This window comes from Bradyrhizobium sp. AZCC 1610 (assembly GCF_036924515.1).
Classification (GTDB): domain Bacteria; phylum Pseudomonadota; class Alphaproteobacteria; order Rhizobiales; family Xanthobacteraceae; genus Bradyrhizobium.
Genome location: NZ_JAZHRR010000001.1, coordinates 3,831,004 through 3,851,672, shown reverse-complemented (window position 1 = coordinate 3,851,672; position 20,669 = coordinate 3,831,004). Strand labels below are relative to the sequence as shown.

General features: G+C 63.4%; 20 protein-coding genes. 15 read left to right on the top strand and 5 right to left on the bottom strand.

Annotation, left to right across the window (positions count from 1 at the left end; all coding sequences use genetic code 11):
• The 4 genes from V1279_RS19070 (at position 1) to V1279_RS19055 (ending at position 2,769) form a co-directional block, all read left to right on the top strand.
• Positions 1–657, top strand: a complete 657-nt coding sequence (locus tag V1279_RS19070; RefSeq protein ID WP_334438839.1) for a glutathione S-transferase family protein — start codon at positions 1–3, stop codon at positions 655–657.
• A gap of 298 nt (positions 658–955) precedes the next feature.
• Positions 956–1,159 carry a hypothetical protein gene (locus tag V1279_RS19065; protein WP_334446468.1) on the top strand — a complete coding sequence of 68 codons (204 nt, stop codon included), beginning with the start codon at positions 956–958 and terminating at the stop codon, positions 1,157–1,159.
• A gap of 151 nt (positions 1,160–1,310) precedes the next feature.
• Complete coding sequence (locus V1279_RS19060) at positions 1,311–2,288, top strand: hypothetical protein (protein ID WP_334438836.1); 978 nt, start codon at positions 1,311–1,313, stop codon at positions 2,286–2,288.
• 40 nt (positions 2,289–2,328) lie between these two features.
• Positions 2,329–2,769: a DUF1489 family protein gene (locus V1279_RS19055; RefSeq protein WP_334438834.1), complete on the top strand. Its 441-nt coding sequence runs from the start codon at positions 2,329–2,331 to the stop codon at positions 2,767–2,769.
• A 115-nt stretch (positions 2,770–2,884) separates the two neighbouring features.
• Here V1279_RS19055 and panC read toward each other — a convergent pair whose 3' ends face one another.
• Positions 2,885–3,736: a pantoate--beta-alanine ligase gene (gene panC / locus V1279_RS19050; RefSeq protein WP_334438831.1), complete on the bottom strand. Its 852-nt coding sequence runs from the start codon at positions 3,734–3,736 to the stop codon at positions 2,885–2,887.
• 325 nt (positions 3,737–4,061) lie between these two features.
• On the opposite strand from panC, the gene V1279_RS19045 reads away from it, so the two are divergent.
• Positions 4,062–4,997 (top strand): division plane positioning ATPase MipZ, encoded by a 936-nt coding sequence (locus V1279_RS19045; RefSeq protein WP_334438828.1) that lies wholly within the window; start codon positions 4,062–4,064, stop codon positions 4,995–4,997.
• A 28-nt stretch (positions 4,998–5,025) separates the two neighbouring features.
• Here the strand turns inward: V1279_RS19045 and V1279_RS19040 are convergent, their stop codons facing one another.
• Positions 5,026–6,108, bottom strand: a complete 1,083-nt coding sequence (locus tag V1279_RS19040) for a zinc-binding alcohol dehydrogenase family protein (protein WP_334438826.1) — start codon at positions 6,106–6,108, stop codon at positions 5,026–5,028.
• 109 nt (positions 6,109–6,217) lie between these two features.
• Here V1279_RS19040 and V1279_RS19035 point away from each other — a divergent pair, with 109 nt between their 5' ends.
• The 4 genes from V1279_RS19035 (at position 6,218) to V1279_RS19020 (ending at position 9,897) form a co-directional block, all read left to right on the top strand.
• Positions 6,218–7,003, top strand: coding sequence for a helix-turn-helix transcriptional regulator (locus V1279_RS19035; RefSeq protein ID WP_334438824.1), 786 nt, complete (start codon positions 6,218–6,220; stop codon positions 7,001–7,003).
• Positions 7,004–7,337: 334 nt separating this feature from the next.
• A complete protein-coding gene (locus V1279_RS19030; protein ID WP_334438821.1) occupies positions 7,338–8,237 on the top strand; it encodes an alpha/beta fold hydrolase in 900 nt (299 codons plus the stop codon).
• 105 nt (positions 8,238–8,342) lie between these two features.
• Complete coding sequence (locus tag V1279_RS19025) at positions 8,343–9,107, top strand: VWA domain-containing protein (RefSeq protein ID WP_334438818.1); 765 nt, start codon at positions 8,343–8,345, stop codon at positions 9,105–9,107.
• Between the two features lie 67 nt (positions 9,108–9,174).
• Positions 9,175–9,897: a DnaJ domain-containing protein gene (locus V1279_RS19020; RefSeq protein WP_334438816.1), complete on the top strand. Its 723-nt coding sequence runs from the start codon at positions 9,175–9,177 to the stop codon at positions 9,895–9,897.
• 259 nt (positions 9,898–10,156) lie between these two features.
• On the opposite strand, the gene V1279_RS19015 is transcribed toward V1279_RS19020, so the two are convergent.
• A complete protein-coding gene (locus tag V1279_RS19015) occupies positions 10,157–11,998 on the bottom strand; it encodes a serine hydrolase (protein WP_334438814.1) in 1,842 nt (613 codons plus the stop codon).
• A gap of 402 nt (positions 11,999–12,400) precedes the next feature.
• Here V1279_RS19015 and V1279_RS19010 point away from each other — a divergent pair, with 402 nt between their 5' ends.
• Positions 12,401–12,739, top strand: a complete 339-nt coding sequence (locus V1279_RS19010; protein ID WP_334446466.1) for a phasin family protein — start codon at positions 12,401–12,403, stop codon at positions 12,737–12,739.
• 79 nt (positions 12,740–12,818) lie between these two features.
• On the opposite strand, the gene V1279_RS19005 is transcribed toward V1279_RS19010, so the two are convergent.
• The gene (locus V1279_RS19005) at positions 12,819–14,138 is read right to left on the bottom strand and encodes a vWA domain-containing protein (RefSeq protein ID WP_334438812.1); all 1,320 of its coding nucleotides are present in this window, start codon (positions 14,136–14,138) and stop codon (positions 12,819–12,821) included.
• Positions 14,139–14,723: 585 nt separating this feature from the next.
• Between V1279_RS19005 and clpS the strand changes: the two genes are divergently transcribed.
• Together clpS and clpA are read left to right on the top strand one after the other, a co-directional pair.
• On the top strand, positions 14,724–15,056 hold the full coding sequence (gene clpS, locus V1279_RS19000) for an ATP-dependent Clp protease adapter ClpS (RefSeq protein WP_212421771.1): 333 nt from the start codon (positions 14,724–14,726) through the stop codon (positions 15,054–15,056).
• A 264-nt stretch (positions 15,057–15,320) separates the two neighbouring features.
• On the top strand, positions 15,321–17,732 hold the full coding sequence (clpA, locus tag V1279_RS18995) for an ATP-dependent Clp protease ATP-binding subunit ClpA (RefSeq protein ID WP_334438809.1): 2,412 nt from the start codon (positions 15,321–15,323) through the stop codon (positions 17,730–17,732).
• A gap of 82 nt (positions 17,733–17,814) precedes the next feature.
• On the opposite strand, the gene V1279_RS18990 is transcribed toward clpA, so the two are convergent.
• A complete protein-coding gene (locus tag V1279_RS18990; RefSeq protein WP_334438807.1) occupies positions 17,815–18,171 on the bottom strand; it encodes a PilZ domain-containing protein in 357 nt (118 codons plus the stop codon).
• A 388-nt stretch (positions 18,172–18,559) separates the two neighbouring features.
• Between V1279_RS18990 and V1279_RS18985 the strand changes: the two genes are divergently transcribed.
• From V1279_RS18985 to V1279_RS18975, 3 genes are all read left to right on the top strand, one after another.
• The gene (locus V1279_RS18985; protein WP_334446464.1) at positions 18,560–19,351 is read left to right on the top strand and encodes a transglycosylase SLT domain-containing protein; all 792 of its coding nucleotides are present in this window, start codon (positions 18,560–18,562) and stop codon (positions 19,349–19,351) included.
• A 192-nt stretch (positions 19,352–19,543) separates the two neighbouring features.
• A complete protein-coding gene (locus tag V1279_RS18980; RefSeq protein WP_334438804.1) occupies positions 19,544–20,287 on the top strand; it encodes an AzlC family ABC transporter permease in 744 nt (247 codons plus the stop codon).
• On the top strand, positions 20,284–20,628 hold the full coding sequence (locus V1279_RS18975) for an AzlD domain-containing protein (RefSeq protein ID WP_334438801.1): 345 nt from the start codon (positions 20,284–20,286) through the stop codon (positions 20,626–20,628). Before V1279_RS18980 ends, V1279_RS18975 begins: the two co-directional genes overlap by 4 nt.
• Positions 20,629–20,669 lie beyond the last annotated feature (41 nt).

Here is a 20,669-nt window from a genome sequence, read left to right as displayed (position 1 = left end):
ATGTTGAAACTGGTCATCGGCAACAAGAACTACTCGTCATGGTCGATGCGGCCGTGGCTGGCGCTGCGCGCCAATGAAATTCCATTCGAGGAAGTATTCATCCCGCTCTACACCAACGACAAGGCGGACAAAGACCGGATTTTCAGCTTTTCCCGCGCGGGCAAGGTGCCGGCGCTGATCGATGGCGACGTCACGGTGTGGGATTCGCTTTCGATCATCGAGTATCTCGCCGAGAAATACCCGCAAGCGAGGCTCTGGCCGGAAGACCGTGCCCGCCGGGCGCATGCGCGGTCGATTTCGGCGGAAATGCATTCCGGCTTCATGCCGCTGCGCAATGAATGCGGTATGAACCTGCACCGTCCGGTCGGCGCGATCGATCTGTCGGATGACGCGCGCGCCAATGTGGCGCGCATTCAGGAAATCTGGGCCGATTGCCACCGCTGTTACGGCAAGGAAGGACCGTTCCTGTTCGGCGCGTTCGGCGGCGCGGATGCGATGTTTGCGCCGGTGGTGCATCGCTTCCGCACCTATGCGATCGAGGTGAAGGACGGGGCACGGCCTTATTTCGATGCGATGATGTCGTTGCCGGCATTTCAGGAATGGACCCGCGCAGGTCTTGCCGAAACGCTCATCATAGAGCGGTTCGAGACGGTCTGATTTGGGGGATGGGCGGCGGTCGAGCGGGACGCCAGGGCGCTCCGCAGGCCCGCGGCACTTGATCAAGCTACTAATCGGCTGTCCGATTTTGGGAAAAGCGGCTTCCGGGCCTGGCACGCGGATCCCCCGGGAACCTCAGAAATTGCCACTTATCGCCCTGAAAAACATGCGGAATTTGCGTGTTTGCCATGCCTCGATGTTACTGGCTTTTGGGAGGTCGGCTGTGCTACATTGTCATAGGGTTCTCAAGTCGGCCGAAAGCTAGCGGGACCGTGAGCGCGGCCGGCGTTCTTGCGTGATGGAGAGGGCGTTGAAGCATAAGTACTCCGTTGGAGAGACTGTCTATTTTACTGCCAGCAACGTTGCCCGTCCGGCCGCCAGCGGCACCTATGAGGTGCTCCGGCTGCTGCCGACAGATGGCGACGATTGTCAGTATCGGATCAAAAGCTCGACCGAAGCTTTCGAACGGGTCGCCAAGGAAAGCCAGCTCGCGATTTCCTGAAACAGTTGTGTGCAAGCAGCCGGCTGACGGAGTTCCGCTTCGATCGCCGTCAAAAGGCCCCGTTCGCAGAACCATTCTGCCGAAAAGCGAATGCGCTAAAGACGCATTCGTCTTTCGATCGCGTTTGATGCTGCGTTAGGGGACACCACGCATGAACTGGGCCTGGGCTGCTTCGCTGGATCAGATCTGGCGCTCGCCGAATCTTCCGTTGTACCTGACGCTGGCCACGGCCGGATTCGTCGGGATCATCGTTCTGATCACACTGCTGCGCTCGGAGCGATCCGTGGCCAACGGCGTGCTTGCGCTCATCACGCTGCTCGCGGTCGGGGTCGCGGGGGCCGTGACCTTCCGCGGCTTCGGCACGGCAAACGTGGTTCAGCCGACGGAGGCGCGTCCGGTTCAGATGGCTACCGCGCCATTGCCGCAGCTTTCCTGCATTGACGAACTGGCCGGCGATGCAGTCCTCGCCGCGTGCGAGAAGGTGCTGTTCGGTTCGGCCGAGTCGGTGGCTGCGGCCGTGGCCTACGCCGCCTCGCAGATCACGCTGCTGACCTCGCTCGGAGATGTCGCCACCGCGAACAAGGGGGCCGGCTCCGACATGCTGGCGCTGCGCCGCGCCGTCGAGCGCGACCGTTACGGGTTGATGGCCTATGTGCTGACGGCGCGCGACCGTTGCACGCCATCGGCTTGCCGCGCGTTCCGCTCGCTGACCGAGACGCGCCAGATCGCGGCCAACATGGAAGATCGTGTCTATGAAAGCCTGATCATGCGCCACGCATCGTCGTGGAACGCGCCGGCACAGTCCACGACGGGCCTGGTCGCGGCGCTGCCGCCGTCGGTCCCCACGGGCAAGCCCACCAACGCCGAATTCCCGACCTCGGCGTCCACCCCGCCAGTCAACATCATGACGCCCGAGCCGCCGCTAGGCGCCGCGCCGAAGCCGTCGTCGTCAGCTGCGGCTGCGCCGGCGTCACCTGCCGCGCCGCGTCCGGCCGCGGCGACACCGCCGGGATCGCCACCGGCACAGACTGCCGCCAAGAAGCCGCCGCCGGCGCCGAAGCGGCCGTCCGCCGCGCCGGTCCAGCTCGCGCCATCGGCTGCGGCGCCTGCGACCTCCGACAACGAGTGATCTTTTCAAAGCGCGCACGGGCCGCTACATCGGCGGGATCATGCCGCTTCATCTCATCAAGCTTGCCGTCGGCTGCGAGTCAGTCAAGGAACTCAAGGGCTGGGTTGCCGAACGCATGGCAACCGCCAAGAAAAAGGGCCTGCCGCTTCGTCACGTCCACATCACACGGATGACGCCGAAGCGCGACGCGGAAATCCTCGCCGGCGGCTCGCTCTATTGGGTGATCAAGGGCGAAATCGCCGCGCGCGAAAAGATCATCGCGATCGAGCCGTTCCGCGACAAGGACGGTATCGGGCGGTGCCGCCTGGTGATGCAGCCCAAGGTCTTCGCGGTCTCGCCGCGGCCGATGCGCCCGTTCCAGGGCTGGCGCTACCTCGCCGAGGACGCCGCGCCGCCGGACCTCACCAAATCCTCAGCCGCCAGCGTGGCGGCGATGCCGGAACCGATGCGGCGCGAATTGCGCGATCTGGGGCTGCTCTGACCGAATTCCCACCCTAGAGCGTTTTCCAGCGAAGTGGAGACCGGTTCGCGTCAAGAAAACGCGTCAAATCAAAAATCTAGAGGCCCGTTCCGATCCCATCGGAACGGAAAAGGCTCTAGACCCCGATATTGTCGATCAGGCGCGTCGTGCCGAGCTTTGCGGCGACGAGGATCCGCACCGGCCCGTCCTTCATCGAGGCGATCGGCGCCAGCGTCTCGGCGTGCCGGGCCTCGAAATAGTCCAGCGCGAATCCGGCGGCGCTGATCAGTTCGCGGCCGGCTTCCGTCGCGGCCGCTAGATCCTCGCCGGCCTTCAACCGCTTGGCGCTTTCCTTCATGGCGCGGTACAGCATCGGCGCCGTCTGCCGTTCCTCCGGCGAGAGGTAGACGTTGCGCGAGGACATCGCCAGCCCGTCGCGTTCCCGCACGGTGCGCGAGCCAATCACCTTGACGCCGAGGTCGAGATCGGCGGCCATCTGCGTCACCACCCGCAATTGCTGAAAATCCTTCTCGCCGAAGATCGCCACGTCCGGCCGGACTTGCGTGAACAGCTTGCCGACCACGGTGGCGACGCCGCCGAAGAAATGCGGCCGGAAACGATCCTCGAGGCCGGCGGTGGCCGGGCCTTCCGGCACGATACGGGTGGCGAAGCCCTCCGGGTACATCGCCTTGACGTCAGGATTCCAGATCAAGTCGACCTTCTCGGCGGCGAGTTTGGCGACGTCGGCTTTCCAGGTGCGCGGGTACGAACCGAAATCTTCCGTCGGTGCGAACTGCGTGGGGTTGACGAAGATCGATACGACCACTTTCTGTGCGCGGCGCTTGGCGAGCCGTACCAGCGACACATGTCCGTCATGGAGCGCTCCCATGGTCGGCACCAGCGCGACGGCAGCCTTTCGGGTGCGCAAGGCCTCGACGGCGCGGCGCAAGGCGGGAACGGTACGGACGACCATGGGACTTCGCGACATCTGGCCTCGATCTCTTGCAGCTTCTGACGGGGTGAGGGGAGCGGCGCTCCCAAGCATCTCGGCGGGCGCGCCGACCTTATAAGGCCAGAGCATTGCCGCCAAGGTTACTCGGGAATGGCAAGGCTGCGGCGGCTCAACGCGAAAGCCAGGCGCGCGCGCCCGCGGATTCAAAAAAGCTGCGGGGCTGATCGCGGCAACGGAACGAAATCCGCATCATGGGGATTCATCATTAAAGACACGCCGCGAGCGAATTGAATGCGTCGTCGCGCATTTCACTTGACGCGCAGCCGCGCGTGATTTGAAGATATCGTGTGGGGGTTGAATCATGTTGGTTCAGGCGAGTCAGGGTCAATTCGGTTCGGCGCATGTCGTCGTGCTGGGCAACGAGAAGGGCGGGTCGGGAAAATCCACTTCCGCCCTGCATATCGCCGTTGCCCTGATGAAGGCCGGACAGCGTGTCGCCACCATCGATCTCGACTGCCGCCAGCAGAGTTTTACCCGCTACATCGCCAATCGGAGCGCGTGGGCGCGCCGCACCGGTCTCGACCTCGAAATCCCCGTGCACTACTGCGTCAAGCTCGGCGAGACGATGCAGATCGCCGACAACGAAAATTCCGAGTTCCAGCAGTTCATGGAGGCGGTGAGCGCAATCGAGCGCGCCTTCGATTTCATCGTCATCGATACGCCGGGTTCCGACTCCTATCTGATGCGTCTGGCGCATTCGATGGCCGACACGCTGGTGACCCCGATCAACGACAGCTTCCTCGATTTCGACGTGCTCGGCACCGTCGATCCCGCGACCTATTCCGTGACTGGCGAGAGCCATTATGCGGAGATGGTGCGCGACGTCAGGCGCAAGCGCCGCCAGATCGACGGCGCCACCACCGACTGGATCGTGGTGCGCAACCGCCTGTCGATGATCGGCTCGCGCAACAAGCAGCTCGTCGCCGACAGCCTGAAGGACCTTTCGCTGCGGCTCGGCTTCCGTTCGATCGACGGATTTGCCGAGCGGGTGGTCTACCGCGAGTTCTTCCCGCGCGGACTGACGGCGCTGGACGACCTCGACGAGGCCACCCTCGGCACACGCCCCAGCATGGGCCATGTCACGGCGCGCGAGGAAGTGACCAGCCTGTTGCGTCAGTTGAAACTGCCGCTCGACGAACGCGGCCGCCGCCGGGCCGCCAACCGCGCCGAATGGTTCACCCAGGTCGACAAGCCGCTCGAAGTCCACGACATCATCGGCGACATCATCACCGCCTGACCTCCAACAAGCCACCGACTTGCCGGCCTTATTGCGGTTGGATCACCGTCACTCTGAAGGGACCGCTGTGGCCGGCGGCATGCGCCACCGCCTCGTTGGCGCGGTCGAGACCGAAGGCCGTGATCTCGAAATGATCGAGATCGATCAGGCCTGAGCGGATCAGGCCGGTCATCAAGGTGGCCGCATGCGGCGGGTACATCCATTGCCCGCGCAGGGTGATGCAGTTTCGCATCATCCACGGATAGGGCAGGTCAAGGCCGGCGCCGCCTTGCATGCCGACGCCGCCCATCAGCACCACCCGCCCGTGTGGCCGCACCGCCATGATGGCGGTCCGCACCTGCACGGCATTGGCCGCGGGCGGGAGGATGTCGAGCACGCAGTCGATCGGGCCGGGTGCCGCCTGCAGGATGCGCGCGCGATCGTCAGCCTCGTGGCCGCGCATCGGCACAGTCCGGACGCGGGCGCCGAGCCGCCGCGTCAGTTCGGTCAGCGCCTGCTCGTTCCGCCCGGTCGCGACCACGCATTGTGCCCCCATCGCCAACGCTACGGCGACGGCGGCGCTGCCGAAACTGCCGGTGGCGCCGTTGATCAGCGCGATCTCTCCCGCTTGCAGTTGCGCGGCAAGAAACCCGCCATAGGGCACGAGCAGTGTGCCGAGTGCGCACCAGCGGCCTGCGTCCTTCTCGTCGATGTCGCCGATCGGAATCGCGTTTTCCGTCGGCAGCCGCATTTGTTCGGCCCAGGCGCCGTCGTGGAAATACCGTTGCAGGCGCAGGCCTCCCTCGCTGCCGGCGGTGAGGCCTTGCAGGGCGATGTCCGGCGATAGCGCGTTGTCGCGTGAGCGCACGGTCGGATCGCAGTAGACCCAATCGCCGGGACGAAGCCGGGTCGCATCTGGGCCGGTGGCGCGGATACGGCCGATCGCGCCGGGGCCGGGCACCACAGGCAGTTCCAGCAGGTATTTTCGCTCCCCGCTGAGCACCTCGTTGGCGTAGGCCAGCACACGGCTCGCCACGACGTCGACAATGACCTCGCCGGTGCCAAGCCGCGGGTCGGGCAGGGTCTCGATCGCAAGCGGCGATCCGAACGCATTCAGGACGGCGGCCTTCATGGGGCCTCCTCATTTCGATGAAACCGCATTCTCGCGAACCTTCATGGTCCCAACAAGACCTGGTATTATCCTAGGACTGTAAGACCCCTTTTTCCCGGGCACGGCGCACATGGCGGCATCAGGCACGAATTCGAGGCAAAGCGAACTCGGCGACTTCCTGCGGTCGCGGCGGCAGAAGCTGGCGCCTAAGGTGGTCGGCCTGCCGGTAGGCCGGCGGCGGCGCACGCCCGGCCTGCGGCGGGAGGAGGTGGCCGAGCTCGCCGGCATCGGCGTCGACTGGTACGTCCGCCTCGAGCAGGGCCGATCCGTCAGCCCCTCGGTTGCGACGGTTGATGCGTTGGCGCGCGCGTTGCGGTTGACCAAGGCCGAACACCGGCATCTGAGGGAGCTGACGCAAAATATCGACCGGCGCGCCTTCGTCCGCGAGACCGTTCCTCCGGCAGTCCGGCGCGCGGTCGAGCAGCTCAACCTGCCGGCCTATGTCACCGGTCGGCGCTGGGACATTCTCGCCTGGAATGCAGCCGCCGACGAAATCTTTGCATTCAGCCGGCTCGCGGATGCCGATCGCAACAGCCTGCTTCTGGTGCTGACCAATCTCGCGACGCGGCGGTTGTTCGGCGCGTCATGGGCGGACGAGGCCCGACGCATGGTCACCCAGTTCCGTGCGACGCACGACCTTTGGGCCGGTGATCCCGCTTTTCGCGATCTGCTGGCGCGACTGCGGGAAGGCTGTCTTGAATTTGCAGGCTGGTGGGAGGCCCATGACGTCAGCGGCGTCGCGGCAGGGCGGAAATCCTTGATCCATCCCAAACAGGGCCGGCTCAAATTGGAGTATGCGAGTTTTCAGGCCAATGACGATCCGGCGCTGAAACTCGTCATCTACACTAGGGTCTAGATATGGGACTGGCCGGTATTGCCGCACCTGTGGACAGCTATGCCGCATCCGTGGGCGGCAGGTTCCCGGGAACCAGTCCGTCAGCATCTCGTTTCATTAGACTTTTATCCAACGCTCGAACCGAAGCTTGATAGGAGGCGTCCTAAAGAAAGAAAAACGGGCTGAATTTGTGGAAACTGAGCGGTTGCACACTGGATAGGTGCGCCGCACAATGATCAGGCGGTCAATACACAACATTTGGCCTTTATGTCACGCCATCGTGACATATATCATCAACAAGGGACCGAAAGAGTCTCAAAACAGGGATAGCCCTTAGCGGGGCGTGAGGACGAATATGAAACGTGGAATTCTCGTTCTGCTTTCACTCTCCGTGCTGGTCGCTGTCGCGTATTTCACCGCGAGCAAGTGGGCGATCCGGCACGAGACGATCGCATTCCACGATCCCGACCGCGACAACCGTCTGGTGGCGGTCAACGTTGCTGTTCGCCGTGACAAGGAAATGCAGGCCAATGCCGGCTTGATCAAACTGCCGGTTGCAATCCTCAATCACGGCAACACCGTCAAGCACACCGAATACTCGTTCCTCGCAAATGTCTTCGCCTGGCGCGGCTATCTCGCGGTCAGCCCGCAGCACGATCTGCCGACCGATCCGCCGATGGTGACCAAGGTCGGTGAACTCTATGTCGGCCGTCTGCCGCAGATTCAGCGCGGCATTGCCAACATCCATTTCGCCATCCACGAAATGAAGAAGGTCCAGCCCAACGCCGACTATGAGAAGGTGACGATGGTCGGCCATTCGATGGGCGGCGACATCACGATGTATTTCGCCAAGCAGTATCCCGACGAGATCAAGAAGGTCGTGACGCTGGACAATCTGCGCGTGCCGTTCCTGACCGAAGGCAAGTTCAAGATCCTGTCGTTCCGCTCCAAGGATACGCTTTTCAAGCCGGACCCCGGCGTCGTGCCTGACGACGAGCAGTGCGAGCAGGCCGGGATCACGGTCGTGAACACCGGATTCCAGCATAATGACATGCGGGACACCGGGCCTGACGCAGCCAAATCCTCAATCCAGTCGATGCTCGACAAGTTCCTTGACGAGTCCGACAAGAGCGGCGCGCTGAAACCCGTGCCGACCAACGTGCCCGACGTCCTGACCGCCAGCCCGGGACCGGTGCCGCTGTCCGTGCCGTTGGCCAGCAATGCGGCGCCGAAGAACAAGCCGGTCACGAACTAGGCAACTGACCGCTATCGTGCGTTTGCGGCTACGCCATCGTCCGGCGCATTGACCGCCGCCGCGCATCGTCCCACATAGAGCTTGCTGCTTACCCGCGAGCGCTTTATGGCCGGCGAACCTATCAAGCCAAAATCGGCAGGCGATGTTGCTTCGGCAAAGGCCGAGGCACGTAAAGGCGGCCCGTTGCCGGAGGCCAAGCCGTCGGCGTCGGAAGACATCGCGGCTTTCGTGGCGAAAGCGCGCGCAATGTCGCCGCACCGACCGGGCGCCAGGGGCAGGCTGGTGTTTGCGCTCGATGCCACCATGAGCCGGCAGCCGACCTGGGATATGGCCTGCGCGCTGCAGGCCGACATGTTTCGCGAGGCGGCTTCGCTCGGCAGCCTCGATATAAGGCTGGTCTACTACCGCGGCTTCAATGAATGCCGCGCCACGGGCTGGATCTCCGATTCCGCGCAACTGGCAAGGTTGATGGGCAAGATCGGTTGCCAGGGCGGCAACACCCAGATCGGCAAGGTGCTGTCGGAGGCGCGCCGCGAGGCGGTGGCGTCCGGCGTGCGCGCCGTGGTGTTCGTCGGCGACGCCATGGAGGAGGCGGTCGACGATCTCTGCGCCAAGGCCGGCGAGCTCGGCCTGCTCAAGGTGCCGGTGTTCATGTTTCAGGAAGGCCACGACGGCACAGCCGAACAGGCCTTCCGCGAGATTGCGCGGCTCACCGGCGGCGCATGGTGCAGGTTCGATCCCGGCGCCGCGGCGCAGTTGCGCGAGCTCCTGCGCGCCGCCGCAGCCTATGCCGCCGGCGGGCGCGAAGCGCTGCTAGCGCTGTCGAAAACCGCAAGCGGCGCGGCCGCGCTGATCGGCCAAATGAAGTGATTACGACTTTGGTTGCCATCGGGCTGAACGCCATGCTTTTCGGCGCCGGTGCCGCTATATTAGAGCCATGGCAACCCTGATTGCCGGCGTCGTCGCCGTTGTCCTTCTCTACTTGCTGCTGCAGATGTTTCGTGCGGCCAACCCGGTCATGCTCGCGCGCGTCATCAAGATCGTGGGCGGCGTGGTGGCGCTGGCGGTCGCTGCCTTCACCGGCCTGCGCGGCGAACTCGCCGTCGCAATCCCGCTCGGCATCTTCGGCGCCGGGCTGCTCGGCTGGTCGCCGTTCGGGCCGGGCGGCTTCAGCAGTCTCGGGGGCCTCTTCGGCGGCACGCAGCGCTCGGCGGGACAGGCTTCGCGCGTGCGTTCGCAGTTTCTCGACATGCGCCTCGATCACGACAGCGGCGAACTGTCGGGGCAGATCGTGGACGGACCGAATGCCGGGCGCTCGCTCGACGCGTTCGACCTGCCGCAGTTGATCGCGATGATCCCGGCCTTCGACGCCGAGAGCGTCGCCTTACTTGAAAGCTATCTTGACCGCCGGTTTCCCGCTTGGCGTCAGAACGCGCAAGGCGACACGGCAGGGGGGCAGCGCCGCGCGGCGCCTAGCGGAAAAATGACGGACGAGGAGGCCTATCAGATCCTTGGCCTGCAGCCGGGGGCGGGGCGCGACGACATCAGCCGGGCGCACCGCGCCCTGATGAAGAAACTGCATCCCGACCAGGGGGGCTCGACGTACCTCGCTGCCCGAGTAAATGAGGCCAAGGATATTCTTCTTCGCACGCATCTTTAGCTCACTCCGGCTCACGCCACCGACGCTACAAACCGAGAGTTGCTTCCGTATCGTTCTCTGACTGACGCCCCACATCGCCCGCCGTTGTCCGGCGTGGTCGATCGTTCATTGCCGGTAAACCTAACCGCAAATTCTTGACGAGAAGTTTTCGCAGGCCGCATTGGGCGTGATTGCACCAGAGCTGCGCCGACTGTGTTTAGAAAACAACAAAGCCGGCGCTTGCGGCGCCGGCTTTGGGAACGTCAACGGGAAGTTCGGATCAGTTGCGAACGGTCATGCAGGAAATGTCGGCGCGCTTGAGCGTGCGGCATACCGCTTCGGCCTGATCGCGATCGAGACCGGCGAAGCGGGCGCGGAATAGCGTGCGGTTGTCCCTGGCGACGACCGGCTCGGTGAAGGGATCGGCTTTGCTGAGCAGGGCGCTGGCCTTGGTGCGGGCGAGATCGATCCGCTGCTTGGCTTCGCTTTCGCTTTCGAGGGCGCCGACCTGGACGATCCAGCCGGTACGAACCACCACCGGCTTGACGGCGTCGTTCTGTTGCACGGCCTGCGGCTGGGCACGGGGCGCCGGATCGGCATAGGCCAGCGCCTGCGCGTGCGAAGCTTGCGAGGGCGCATGCGCCAGAGCTGAAGCGGGCAGCACCCCAAGAACGCCATTTCCGGTGCCGTGATTGGCCGGCTGCGGCGGCATGGCAGCCCTGAGGGCTTCCTTGGCGGCCTCGGCCCTGGTCTCGGCGGCCTTTGCCACGACGGCGCTGGAGGTCTCGGCGACTTCGGGGCGGGCAGGGATCGCGCTGGTAATCGGCGGGGCTGCCGGCTGCGAGGAGCCGGCAGACGCCAGTTTCATCGGCCCGGCCTTGACCTGAACCGTCTTGACCTTGACCGGCTTCATCGGCTCAGCCGAGCCCGGGATCGCCGATATCGGCTGGGTCTGGATGACGCCGTTGGTCAATGGCTCGGGCTTGGCGTGCGGCTCGAATTTGTTCTGTTCCGCTTTGGCGGGCGGCGGGGGCAGGGCTGCGGCGGCCGCCGCCATCAGTGACGGCTTTGCCGGCGCTATCGAGCGGGTCGTGGGCATGGCTGCGAGCCCCGGTTCGGCGGCGGCGAGGGCGCTGCTGGACTGAGCCGTTTCGGCCGGACGCGAAGCGGTCTCGGCTTCGGCCACATCGACGGTGCCGTCGGCGGGATTGCGCTCGGTGATTGCGGCCACGGTGCGCTTGGTCGCGCCCTTCTCGAGATTTTCGGCCAGCAGGTTGCGCATGGTGGCGTCGCGCGAACCGCCGCTGCGGCCGCCCAGCACCACGCCGATGAGATGGCGGTTGCCGCGGCGCATCGAGCTCACGAGGTTGAAGCCGGAGGCGCGGGTGTAGCCGGTCTTGATGCCATCGACGCCTTCGACATTGCCGAGCAGGCGATTGTGGTTGCGAATCGACTGGCCGCGATAGGCAAACACGGAGGTAGAGAAGTAACGATAGTAGCGCGGAAAGCGGTCCTGGATCGCGCGGCCGAGCGTGGCCTGATCGCGCGCCGTGGTTAGCTGTTCGTCGTTGGGCAGGCCGGAAGCGTTGCGGTAGGTGGTCTTGCTCATGCCGAGCGCGCGCGCCTTGCGCGTCATCAGCTTGGCGAAATCGGCCTCGCTGCCGGCAATGGCCTCCGCGATCACGACGGAGGCGTCGTTGGCGGAACGTGTCACCAGGCCCTTGATGGCGTCCTCGACCCTGATGGTCTGGCCGGGCCGCAGGCCGAGCTTGGTCGGCGCCTGTTCGGAAGCGAACTCCGACACTTCCATTTCGGTATCGAGCTTCATCTTGCCGGATTCGAGGCGCTCGAACAGCAGATAGAGCGTCATGATCTTGGTCAGGGAAGCCGGGCGCCTCACGCCGTCGGGATTGTTCGAGGAGAGCACCGCGCCGGAATTGCCGTCAACGATGATCGAGGAGAACTGCGGGCTGTAGCTTTCGCGGACGACGTGATGGCGACGGTGCTTGTAGCGGCGCGCTTCGGCGCTCTCGCTGCTGATCAGGATCGCGGTCGTAAAGGTAATGAGTCCGAGGGCGCACACTCGCAACGCGCGCGAGGAAGCCAAGGTTGTACGAAGCATTTACTTCCCCGTCCCAATTTCTGTCTTGATCACCGGCTCGTGAGGCAAAATTGTGCCCAGCAGCAGCTGATGCTTCCCCATTCGAAGTACCGATCCGGCCCATTACGTGCGGCCGGGTTGGCCGATCAGGTCGCTGTTCTAGGTAAGATGCTGTGTACAAACGCCTTTCAGGCTGTCTGTCGGAAGGCGAACAAGTCCAGGAATCAGGTTAGGCGGAGCGAGTTTCCAAAAGATTAATTAACCGTTGCGTAAGACCCCGGGTTTTTGCGCCAACTCGCCACATTTGTGCGTTGCACAATATTTGTTGACTTTATTGTGCGCTGCACATATATGGAGCATGTCAGGGGGCCGGGACCTCCCGGCAAATCGGTTTGCACCTGCAGTCTGGGAAAGGACTCCATGATGGTCAAGGTTGAAGACATTCAGAACTACGGCAAAGAGCATCTCGAATCGGTTGCCGCTTCCGCGAGCAACCTTCAGAGCGGCGTTCAGGCGATCGCGACCGCCTATGGCGACTACGCAAAGAAGTCGTTCGAAGAAACCAAATCGTTCGTTGAAAAGCTCTCCGGCGTGAAGTCGGTGGACAAGGCGATCGAAGCGCAGACCGAATTCGCGCGCTCTTCTTACGAGACCTTCGTCGCGGAATCGCAGAAGATCGCGGGGCTCTACACCGATCTCGCCAAGCAGACCTTCAAGCCCTACGAAGGCCTGGTCGCGAAGTTCACCCCGGCTGCGCACTAATTTCGCGGGTCCATATTTCGAAAAACAAAAAGCCCGGCCGTAACGGCCGGGCTTTTTCTTTCCGCCTCGATTGAGGCGCTTATTTCGCGACGCGCAGCTTGGCCAGCGACTGCCCGATCGACTTGAAGACCGACGCGGTCTGGCCGGCCTCCTTGATGTGATAGAATTTGTTCGCATCGCTGGCGCATTGCTTGAGCACGGTAGACTCCGCATCCCCGCCGGTATTGACCTGCACGGTGTAGACCGCGATCTCAGCCGCCTTGGCGTTTTCGCACAGGATCTTCTGGCGGGCATCGATCTGCGACGTGTTGGAGGTGAATCGGTTTTGCGTGTTCAGACCGTCCGATAGCAGGATGATGGCGTCCTTGTAGGTGTAGTTCGCAGTATCCTTGGCGGGGGCATTGAATGGTGGCACGCCTACTCCGAGCGTCAGCCAGGCCCATGCCATGCCGATGCCCTGGTTGGTATTACCGGTGGGCTGCAAGTTGCCGATCAAGTCCTTAAGTGCATTCCAGTTGTAGCTCAGCGGCATGATCGGTGGCATATAGGGACTGTTGCTCGACTTGCAGTATTGCTCGTTGATGGTCCCATCCCATTTTTTTGTAACGTATTCTTCGGCCACAACCATCGTCGGCGCGTTGGTCGAACTCGGGGCGGTGTTCTTGGTGTCGTAATCCTGCGTGCGGTCGGTGACGCAGCCGGTCCACTTGGTCTTGTCCGGCGTCCAGACCTTGCCGGCGCTCAGGCAGGAACTCTTGGTCGTCTTGCCGGCCTGGCTGCACGTCCCCCAGGTCGGGTTCTGATCGGTCCACACATCCCAGTCGATCCAGGTCTCGTCCTTGTAGCTGGTGCCGAGGTTGACGTCCTTGGCGAAGGGAACGATCGAGATATAAATGTCGCCGGGATTCTTCGCGAGCTTGCTCAACTGATCGACGAGCTCTTTGGCGGCGGTCTGCATCGCCGGCATCTTGCCGTCGTTCTGCATCGATCCCGTCACGTCGAGCGCCAGCGCGACCCGCATGCGCACGTTGCCCCAGGCGGAGGTGGAATTGGTGCCGAAATCGAGGGTCGGGAAGCCGACAATCCGCATGAAGTCGGTATTTACGTTGCCGGCACCCTTGACCAGGATCGTCGAGCCGTTGCCGGAATTGGCCGTGTAGGTCGCGCTGATCGTCACGTTTTTGGCATCGGAATTGTGGTAGAGCGCCGTGAAATAGGCCTGCGCCTTCTCCGTGATCTGCGAGGTCGAGATCGTGCCGTCGGTCAGGTCCTTCCCCAGCATCAGGGCGGTCGAGTCGAGGGCTGCCTGCATCGACGAGCGGGCGGTGTTGGCACGTGTGTAATCCATCGCCGCCCCGACGAAACTGATGATCGGCACCACCGCGATCCCAAAGAGCATCGCGATGTTGCCCCCGTTGGCGCCGGCGGAACCGGCGGGCGGCCGTGCGAATGCGACGGAAAATGACTGTATCGAGCATGGCTCTCACCGCAAATGTGATTTTCTACAGGCATTTCCACCCTAGCGGCTAAACAGGTGGTAAACCGGTTCCGCTAAAGACGGGTAAAAGCCCGCGCACCGGTGAACCGGGCGCCAAAGGCGCCTTCTATCCTCAACGGCGGCTAAACGGGCGGTCGCGGTCCTTTGTCAAATCCGGCAGAAACGATTAACCTTGGTCCGGATAGCCGAGCCGGGAATCGGGCCGGTCCGGGATCGTGTCAGCCAGCGTCAATGCGCTTGCGGCGGTCCGGCGGCAGACCCATATTCCAGGTGCCGATCCGGCTAACGGGTCGGACCGGGAGCGGCGATCTGGAAAAATGCGTTGCTGGGTGCTTCGCGATGGCTCACGCCAGAGCCGATCGCGAGTGGGCCAGGATACGCCGTCCGGTCACCCCTTTTGGAATTTCGAACGCCTGAGCCATGTTTCAGCCAACCTTCAAAGCTTGTTCGTCCGTGCCGGCAAAGTCATCTGCTTCTGCTCCCCGAATGAGCAATGACGAGAACCGCAATACTGGAACCGGTGGGCCGTCGACGTCGGTCATCACCAAGGTCAAGCCGAAGACCAAGCGTCCGAACCTGTATCGCGTCCTGATTCTGAACGACGACTACACGCCGATGGAGTTCGTCGTTCATGTGCTGGAGAAGTTCTTCCAGAAGGACGCCGAAGCGGCCACCAAGATCATGCTCCATGTGCATCATCACGGGATCGGCGAGTGCGGCGTGTTCACCTACGAGATTGCCGAGACCAAGGTCACGCAGGTGATGGATTTTGCGCGCAAGCACCAGCATCCCCTGCAATGCGTGATGGAAAAGAAATAGCCGCGCATGGCTGTCGACCCGGCCGGAGAAGGGAACGGGTCTTATCGATCGGTGTTGATGGAAGCCGATCGTATTCCCGGTAGTTTTTCGGGGGAGGAGTTGGCGTGCGGCAGCCGTGGTGCGCGAAATTTAGAGTAAAACCACGCTTGCGGAACCGGCCTTTCGCCACGATCGTGTGTAACTATATGACAGGTAATGACGAAGGTTGTTGTTGCCTGACCGGGTAATGGCGATCATGATGACCGGGGGCCATAGAGGACGAGAATGCCAACTTTTTCCCAAAGCCTTGAACAATCCCTGCATCGTGCACTGGCGATTGCAAACGAGCGGCATCATCAATACGCGACGCTCGAACATCTTCTGCTGTCGCTGATCGATGACTCGGATGCGGCGGCGGTGATGCGTGCCTGCAGCGTCGATCTCGACAAGCTGCGCACGAGCCTCGTCAATTATCTCGAAACCGAATTCGAAAATCTGGTGACTGACGGCGCCGACGACGCCAAGCCGACCGCCGGATTCCAGCGCGTGATCCAGCGCGCGGTGATTCACGTCCAGTCTTCCGGTCGCGAGGAAGTTACCGGCGCCAACGTGCTGATCGCGATCTTCGCGGAGCGCGAGAGTCATGCCGCCTATTTCCTGCAGGAGCAGGACATGACGCGGTACGACGCGGTCAACTATATCAGCCACGGCATCGCCAAGCGGCCGGGCGTCTCCGAAGCGCGCCCCGTGCGCGGCGTTGATGAAGAGACCGAGACCAAGGGCAACGAGGACGCCAAGAAGAAGGGCGAGGCGCTCGAGACCTATTGCGTCAACCTCAACAAGAAGGCGCGTGACGGCAAGATCGATCCGGTGATCGGGCGCAATTCCGAGATCAACCGCGCGATCCAGGTGCTGTGCCGCCGCCAGAAGAACAATCCGCTGTTCGTGGGGGAGGCCGGCGTCGGCAAGACCGCGATCGCGGAAGGGCTCGCCAAGCGCATTGTCGATTCCGAAGTGCCGGAAGTGCTGGCCACGGCCACCGTATTCTCGCTCGACATGGGCACGCTGCTCGCGGGCACGCGCTACCGCGGCGATTTCGAGGAGCGCTTGAAGCAGGTGCTGAAGGAACTCGAGGCGCATCCGAGCGCTATCCTGTTCATCGATGAAATCCACACCGTGATCGGCGCAGGCGCCACCTCCGGCGGCGCGATGGATGCGTCGAACCTGCTCAAGCCGGCGTTGGCGTCGGGCACGATCCGCTGCATGGGCTCGACCACCTACAAGGAATACCGTCAGCATTTCGAAAAGGATCGCGCGCTGGTGCGCCGGTTCCAGAAGATCGACGTCAACGAGCCGACGGTGGAAGACGCCATCGCGATCCTGAAAGGCCTCAAACCCTATTTCGAGGATTACCACCGGCTGAAATACACCAACGAGGCGATCGAGGCGGCGGTGCAATTGTCGTCGCGCTATATCCACGACCGCAAGCTGCCCGACAAGGCGATCGACGTGATCGACGAGTCGGGCGCGGCGCAGATGCTGGTCGCCGAGAACCGACGCAAAAAGACCATCGGCATCAAGGAGATCGAGACCACGATCGCGACCATGGCGCGGATTCCGCCCAAGAGCGTGTCAAAGAACGATGCCGAAGTGCTGAGGCATCTCGAGCAAACGCTGAAGCGCGTGGTGTTCGGCCAGGACAAGGCGATCGAGTCGCTTTCCGCAGCGATCAAGCTGGCGCGGGCCGGCCTGCGCGAGCCGGAGAAGCCGATCGGCTCCTATTTGTTCTCGGGTCCGACCGGCGTCGGCAAGACCGAAGTGGCAAAACAGCTTGCGGCCTCGCTCGGTGTCGAACTGCTTCGCTTCGACATGTCCGAATATATGGAGCGGCATACGGTGTCGCGCCTGATCGGCGCGCCTCCCGGCTATGTCGGCTTCGACCAGGGCGGCCTGTTGACCGACGGCGTGGACCAGCATCCGCATTGCGTGGTGCTGCTCGACGAAATCGAGAAGGCGCATCCGGATCTCTATAACGTGCTGCTGCAGATCATGGATCACGGCCGGCTGACCGACCACAACGGCAAGCAGGTCAATTTCCGCAACGTGATCCTGATCATGACCACGAACGCGGGCGCCGCCGATCTGGCGCGCCAAGCCTTCGGCTTCACGCGCAACAGGCGGGAAGGCGATGACCACGAGGCGATCAACCGCCAGTTCGCGCCGGAATTCCGCAACCGGCTGGATGCGATCGTGTCGTTCGCCCATCTCAATGCCGACGTCATCGGCATGGTGGTGGAGAAGTTCGTGCTACAGCTCGAGGCGCAGCTCGCCGATCGCGACGTCACCATCGAGCTGTCGGAACCCGCCAAGGCCTGGCTGATCGAACATGGTTACGACGAGCAGATGGGCGCGCGGCCGATGGCCCGTGTGATCCAGGAGCACATCAAGAAGCCGCTGGCGGACGAAGTGCTGTTTGGTCACCTGAAGGGCGGCGGCCATGTCCGCGTCGTGCTGGTCAAGGACGAGGCGAGTGCCGAAGGCAAGGACAAGATCGGCTTCGAGTTCGTCGAAGGACCGGTCACGCCGAAGCCGGAAAAGCTGCCGGGCGCTCGCAAGCGCAAGCCGAAGCCGGGCGGCCCCAACGGGGGCGGCGGCTCCAAGGGGCCGGCGTCGAAGGGCCCGCTGGTCAAGGTCTGATCGCGCTTCGACCGGGAGATACGGAAGAATGCAAAAAAGGTCGGCTCGACAGCCGGCCTTTTTCTGTGGCGCGTTGCGGCGCTCAGCGCTCGCCGAGCAGTTCGTCGATCTGTCGCTCGAGCTGTCGCTTCTTGATCTCGCTCCTGCGTAGCCGCTCCTCGAGATCGGAGACCGGCTCGGCCGGGCTTTCCGCCCTGAATGCGACGCCGACGAAATTGTCGCGCCACCAGATCACTTTGGCGAGGAATGAGCGGCCCTTGCGCGCGATGCGCAGCGAAAGCTGCTCTTTCGGCAACAGGATGTCATCGCTGAATTCGATGGTCGCGCCGTGATCGGAAATATTGCGGACGATGCATTCGCGCGTCGCGCCGTATTCACCGATCTCGGCGACGCCGCCATACATTACCTTGTCGCGCGCGCTCTGGCGTCGGTCACGCATTGAATGTCTCCCAAGAAAGATGGAGACTTTTACCTCGCTTTGTTGCCCGTAAAAGACCGGACGGCACAAAATGCGGCGTTAACGTAAATTAACGGCGGTTCCGATGGCGCGGATTTCGGAACAATTGCAGCGCAAAAAGCCGGCCTGCTGCGGCGGAACGGCGACAAGCCATGATCGTTTGACTGACGCTTCCACCGCAATGCGCGCTCCCGGATTGCAAACTGCCATGCCAAGAGGTCGGTTGCTTCGCGCCCTATGGTGCACGGTGTCGCTGTTGTCCTCATGTGCGAACGCTTTCGCTGAGGACGCGGGCGAGGCCACGCGGTCGAGCGCGATAGCTATCCAGAAGGCGGCCGGTCAGCCGCGCGAGAGTGAGGCGCGCGAGGCGATGTGCCTGATGATCGAATCGGCGGCCAGGGCCTCGAACCTGCCGCTGGAATTTTTCGCGCGCGTGATCTGGCAGGAGAGCCGCTTCCAGTCCGATGCGGTGGGACCGGTGACGCGCAGCGGCGCGCGGGCGCAGGGCATTGCGCAGTTCATGCCGGGAACGGCGAACGAACGCGGCCTGCTCGACCCATTCAATCCCGTGCAGGCGCTGCCGAAGTCGGCCGAGTTTCTCGATGAGTTGCGCCAGCAATTCGGCAATCTCGGGCTCGCAGCGGCAGCCTACAATGCCGGCCCGCGGCGGGTGCAGGAATGGCTGGCCGGCACCGGGCCGATGCCGCAGGAAACCCGCAACTACGTCGTTGCCATCACAGGCTCCACTGTCGAGGAGTGGGCCGCGGCGGGACGAAGCGGCAAGATGCCGGAGCTCGCGCGGACATCGAGCTGCCGCGAACTGATGGCCTTGCTGAAGCGCGCGCCCAATCCGTTCGTAGCCGGGCTCGAACAGCGCATCACGCTCAGTGCTGCCAAGCTGTGGGGCGTGCAGCTAGCGGCCGGCTTCAGCCGCGACAAGGCGCTCGCGATGTACGCCCGCGCCATGAAGCGGCTCAGCGCCGTGATCGGCGACCAGGATCCGAGCCTGCTCTCTTCGGTGATGCGCAGCCGCGGCACGCGCGCCTTCTACCAGGTGCGGATCGGCGCCGACACGCGGCCCGCCGCCGACGACCTCTGCAACCGCATCCGCAAGGCGGGCGGGGCGTGCTTTGTGTTACGCAACAGAGGCGTGCCGGGATGAGGAGTTATCGTAGCCCGGATGGAGCGCAGCGCAATCCGGGACCGACTTGTCCACTTGTGAGATTCCCGGATTACGCTGCGCTCCATCCGGGCTACGGGACTACTGCATGGCCGCTCTGAGCGGCCGCTCGCTTGACGCAGGCAGCTTTCGCCAGCCCTATGCCCGCGACGAGTCAAATCCCACCGGTCTCAATTGGCGCTACCTCCACTCTCTTCTCCCAGCTGGAAAAGCCCCATGCGCGCGTTCGCATGGGGCATGAGCTCGGTCGCGTCCACGGTGCTGACGCTGGTGCTGTTTGCGACCTATCTCGGCATCGGGGCGCTCGCCCATGACAGCCATTTCAGCCTGGGCTGGGTGCTCGGCAGCACGTTGCTGGTCTGGGCGGGCCCGGCGCAGATTATCCTGATCTCGACACTGGGGTCGGGGGCGACCGCGGTGCAGGCGGCGATTGCGGTGACGGTGAGTGCGATCCGGCTGTTTCCGATGGTGGTGTCGGTGCTGCCGCTGATGAAAACGCGCGAGACCAAGCGTCGTCATCTTGTGCTGGCGACGCATTTCATCGCCGTCACCCTATGGGTCGAATGCTACCGGTTGCTGCCAAAAGTGCCGCGCGAGCAGCGGATTGCGTTCACGCACGGGCTCGGCTGTGGCCTTGTCACCGTCTGCATGGTCGCCACCACGCTCGGCTATGGCCTTGCCGCCAATCTGCCGCCGCTGTTTGCAGCGGCGATCCTGTTGCTGACGCCGCTGGCGTTCCTGCTTTCCACCGCGCGCAACTGCCGGCAGATATCGGACGTGCTGGCGCTGGTGCTCGGGATCGCGCTGTTTCCGCTGGTGTCGATGCTGCACACCGGCGTCGATATCCTGATCGGCGGCGTCACCGCCGGCACCATCGCCTATGGCGTGCACTGGTGGCGGGAGAGGGCGCGCGCATGAGCGAGTTTTTCGGCAGCCCGCACGCGCTGTTGGTTCTGGTCCTTGCAGGCTTCCTGCCCAACGAGGTCTGGCGCATGGCCGGGCTGTGGTTCGGCGCCGGCGTCGACGAGGGCTCCGAAGTTCTGGTGTGGGTGAGGGCGGTGGCGACCGCGATCCTCGCCGGCGTTATCGCCCAGATCCTGGTGCATCCGCCGGGCGCGCTGGCGGATGTGCCGGACTGGCTGCGCTATGGCGCGGTCGCCGCAGGCTTTGCGGTGTTCATGCTGACACGACGGTCGATCTTTGCCGGTGTGGTCTGCGGCGAGATCGTGCTGCTGGCGGGGAAATGGTGGCTCGGTTGATTGCAGGCGACGGATAATCCGCTACTGTCCGGCGCACAGGA

Coding starts and splice junctions, on each gene's coding strand:
- V1279_RS19030 (WP_334438821.1), top strand. CDS start 7,338: ATGAAACGTGGAATTCTCGTTCTGCTTTCACTCTCCGTGCTGGTCGCT.
- V1279_RS19005 (WP_334438812.1), bottom strand. CDS start 14,138: ATGCTCTTTGGGATCGCGGTGGTGCCGATCATCAGTTTCGTCGGGGCG.
- V1279_RS19010 (WP_334446466.1), top strand. CDS start 12,401: ATGGTCAAGGTTGAAGACATTCAGAACTACGGCAAAGAGCATCTCGAA.
- V1279_RS19065 (WP_334446468.1), top strand. CDS start 956: ATGGAGAGGGCGTTGAAGCATAAGTACTCCGTTGGAGAGACTGTCTAT.
- panC (WP_334438831.1), bottom strand. CDS start 3,736: ATGTCGCGAAGTCCCATGGTCGTCCGTACCGTTCCCGCCTTGCGCCGC.
- V1279_RS19020 (WP_334438816.1), top strand. CDS start 9,175: ATGGCAACCCTGATTGCCGGCGTCGTCGCCGTTGTCCTTCTCTACTTG.
- V1279_RS19040 (WP_334438826.1), bottom strand. CDS start 6,108: ATGAAGGCCGCCGTCCTGAATGCGTTCGGATCGCCGCTTGCGATCGAG.
- V1279_RS19035 (WP_334438824.1), top strand. CDS start 6,218: ATGGCGGCATCAGGCACGAATTCGAGGCAAAGCGAACTCGGCGACTTC.
- V1279_RS18990 (WP_334438807.1), bottom strand. CDS start 18,171: ATGCGTGACCGACGCCAGAGCGCGCGCGACAAGGTAATGTATGGCGGC.
- clpA (WP_334438809.1), top strand. CDS start 15,321: ATGCCAACTTTTTCCCAAAGCCTTGAACAATCCCTGCATCGTGCACTG.
- V1279_RS19045 (WP_334438828.1), top strand. CDS start 4,062: ATGTTGGTTCAGGCGAGTCAGGGTCAATTCGGTTCGGCGCATGTCGTC.
- V1279_RS18985 (WP_334446464.1), top strand. CDS start 18,560: ATGTGCCTGATGATCGAATCGGCGGCCAGGGCCTCGAACCTGCCGCTG.
- V1279_RS19060 (WP_334438836.1), top strand. CDS start 1,311: ATGAACTGGGCCTGGGCTGCTTCGCTGGATCAGATCTGGCGCTCGCCG.
- V1279_RS18975 (WP_334438801.1), top strand. CDS start 20,284: ATGAGCGAGTTTTTCGGCAGCCCGCACGCGCTGTTGGTTCTGGTCCTT.
- clpS (WP_212421771.1), top strand. CDS start 14,724: ATGAGCAATGACGAGAACCGCAATACTGGAACCGGTGGGCCGTCGACG.
- V1279_RS19015 (WP_334438814.1), bottom strand. CDS start 11,998: ATGCTTCGTACAACCTTGGCTTCCTCGCGCGCGTTGCGAGTGTGCGCC.
- V1279_RS19025 (WP_334438818.1), top strand. CDS start 8,343: ATGGCCGGCGAACCTATCAAGCCAAAATCGGCAGGCGATGTTGCTTCG.
- V1279_RS19055 (WP_334438834.1), top strand. CDS start 2,329: ATGCCGCTTCATCTCATCAAGCTTGCCGTCGGCTGCGAGTCAGTCAAG.
- V1279_RS19070 (WP_334438839.1), top strand. CDS start 1: ATGTTGAAACTGGTCATCGGCAACAAGAACTACTCGTCATGGTCGATG.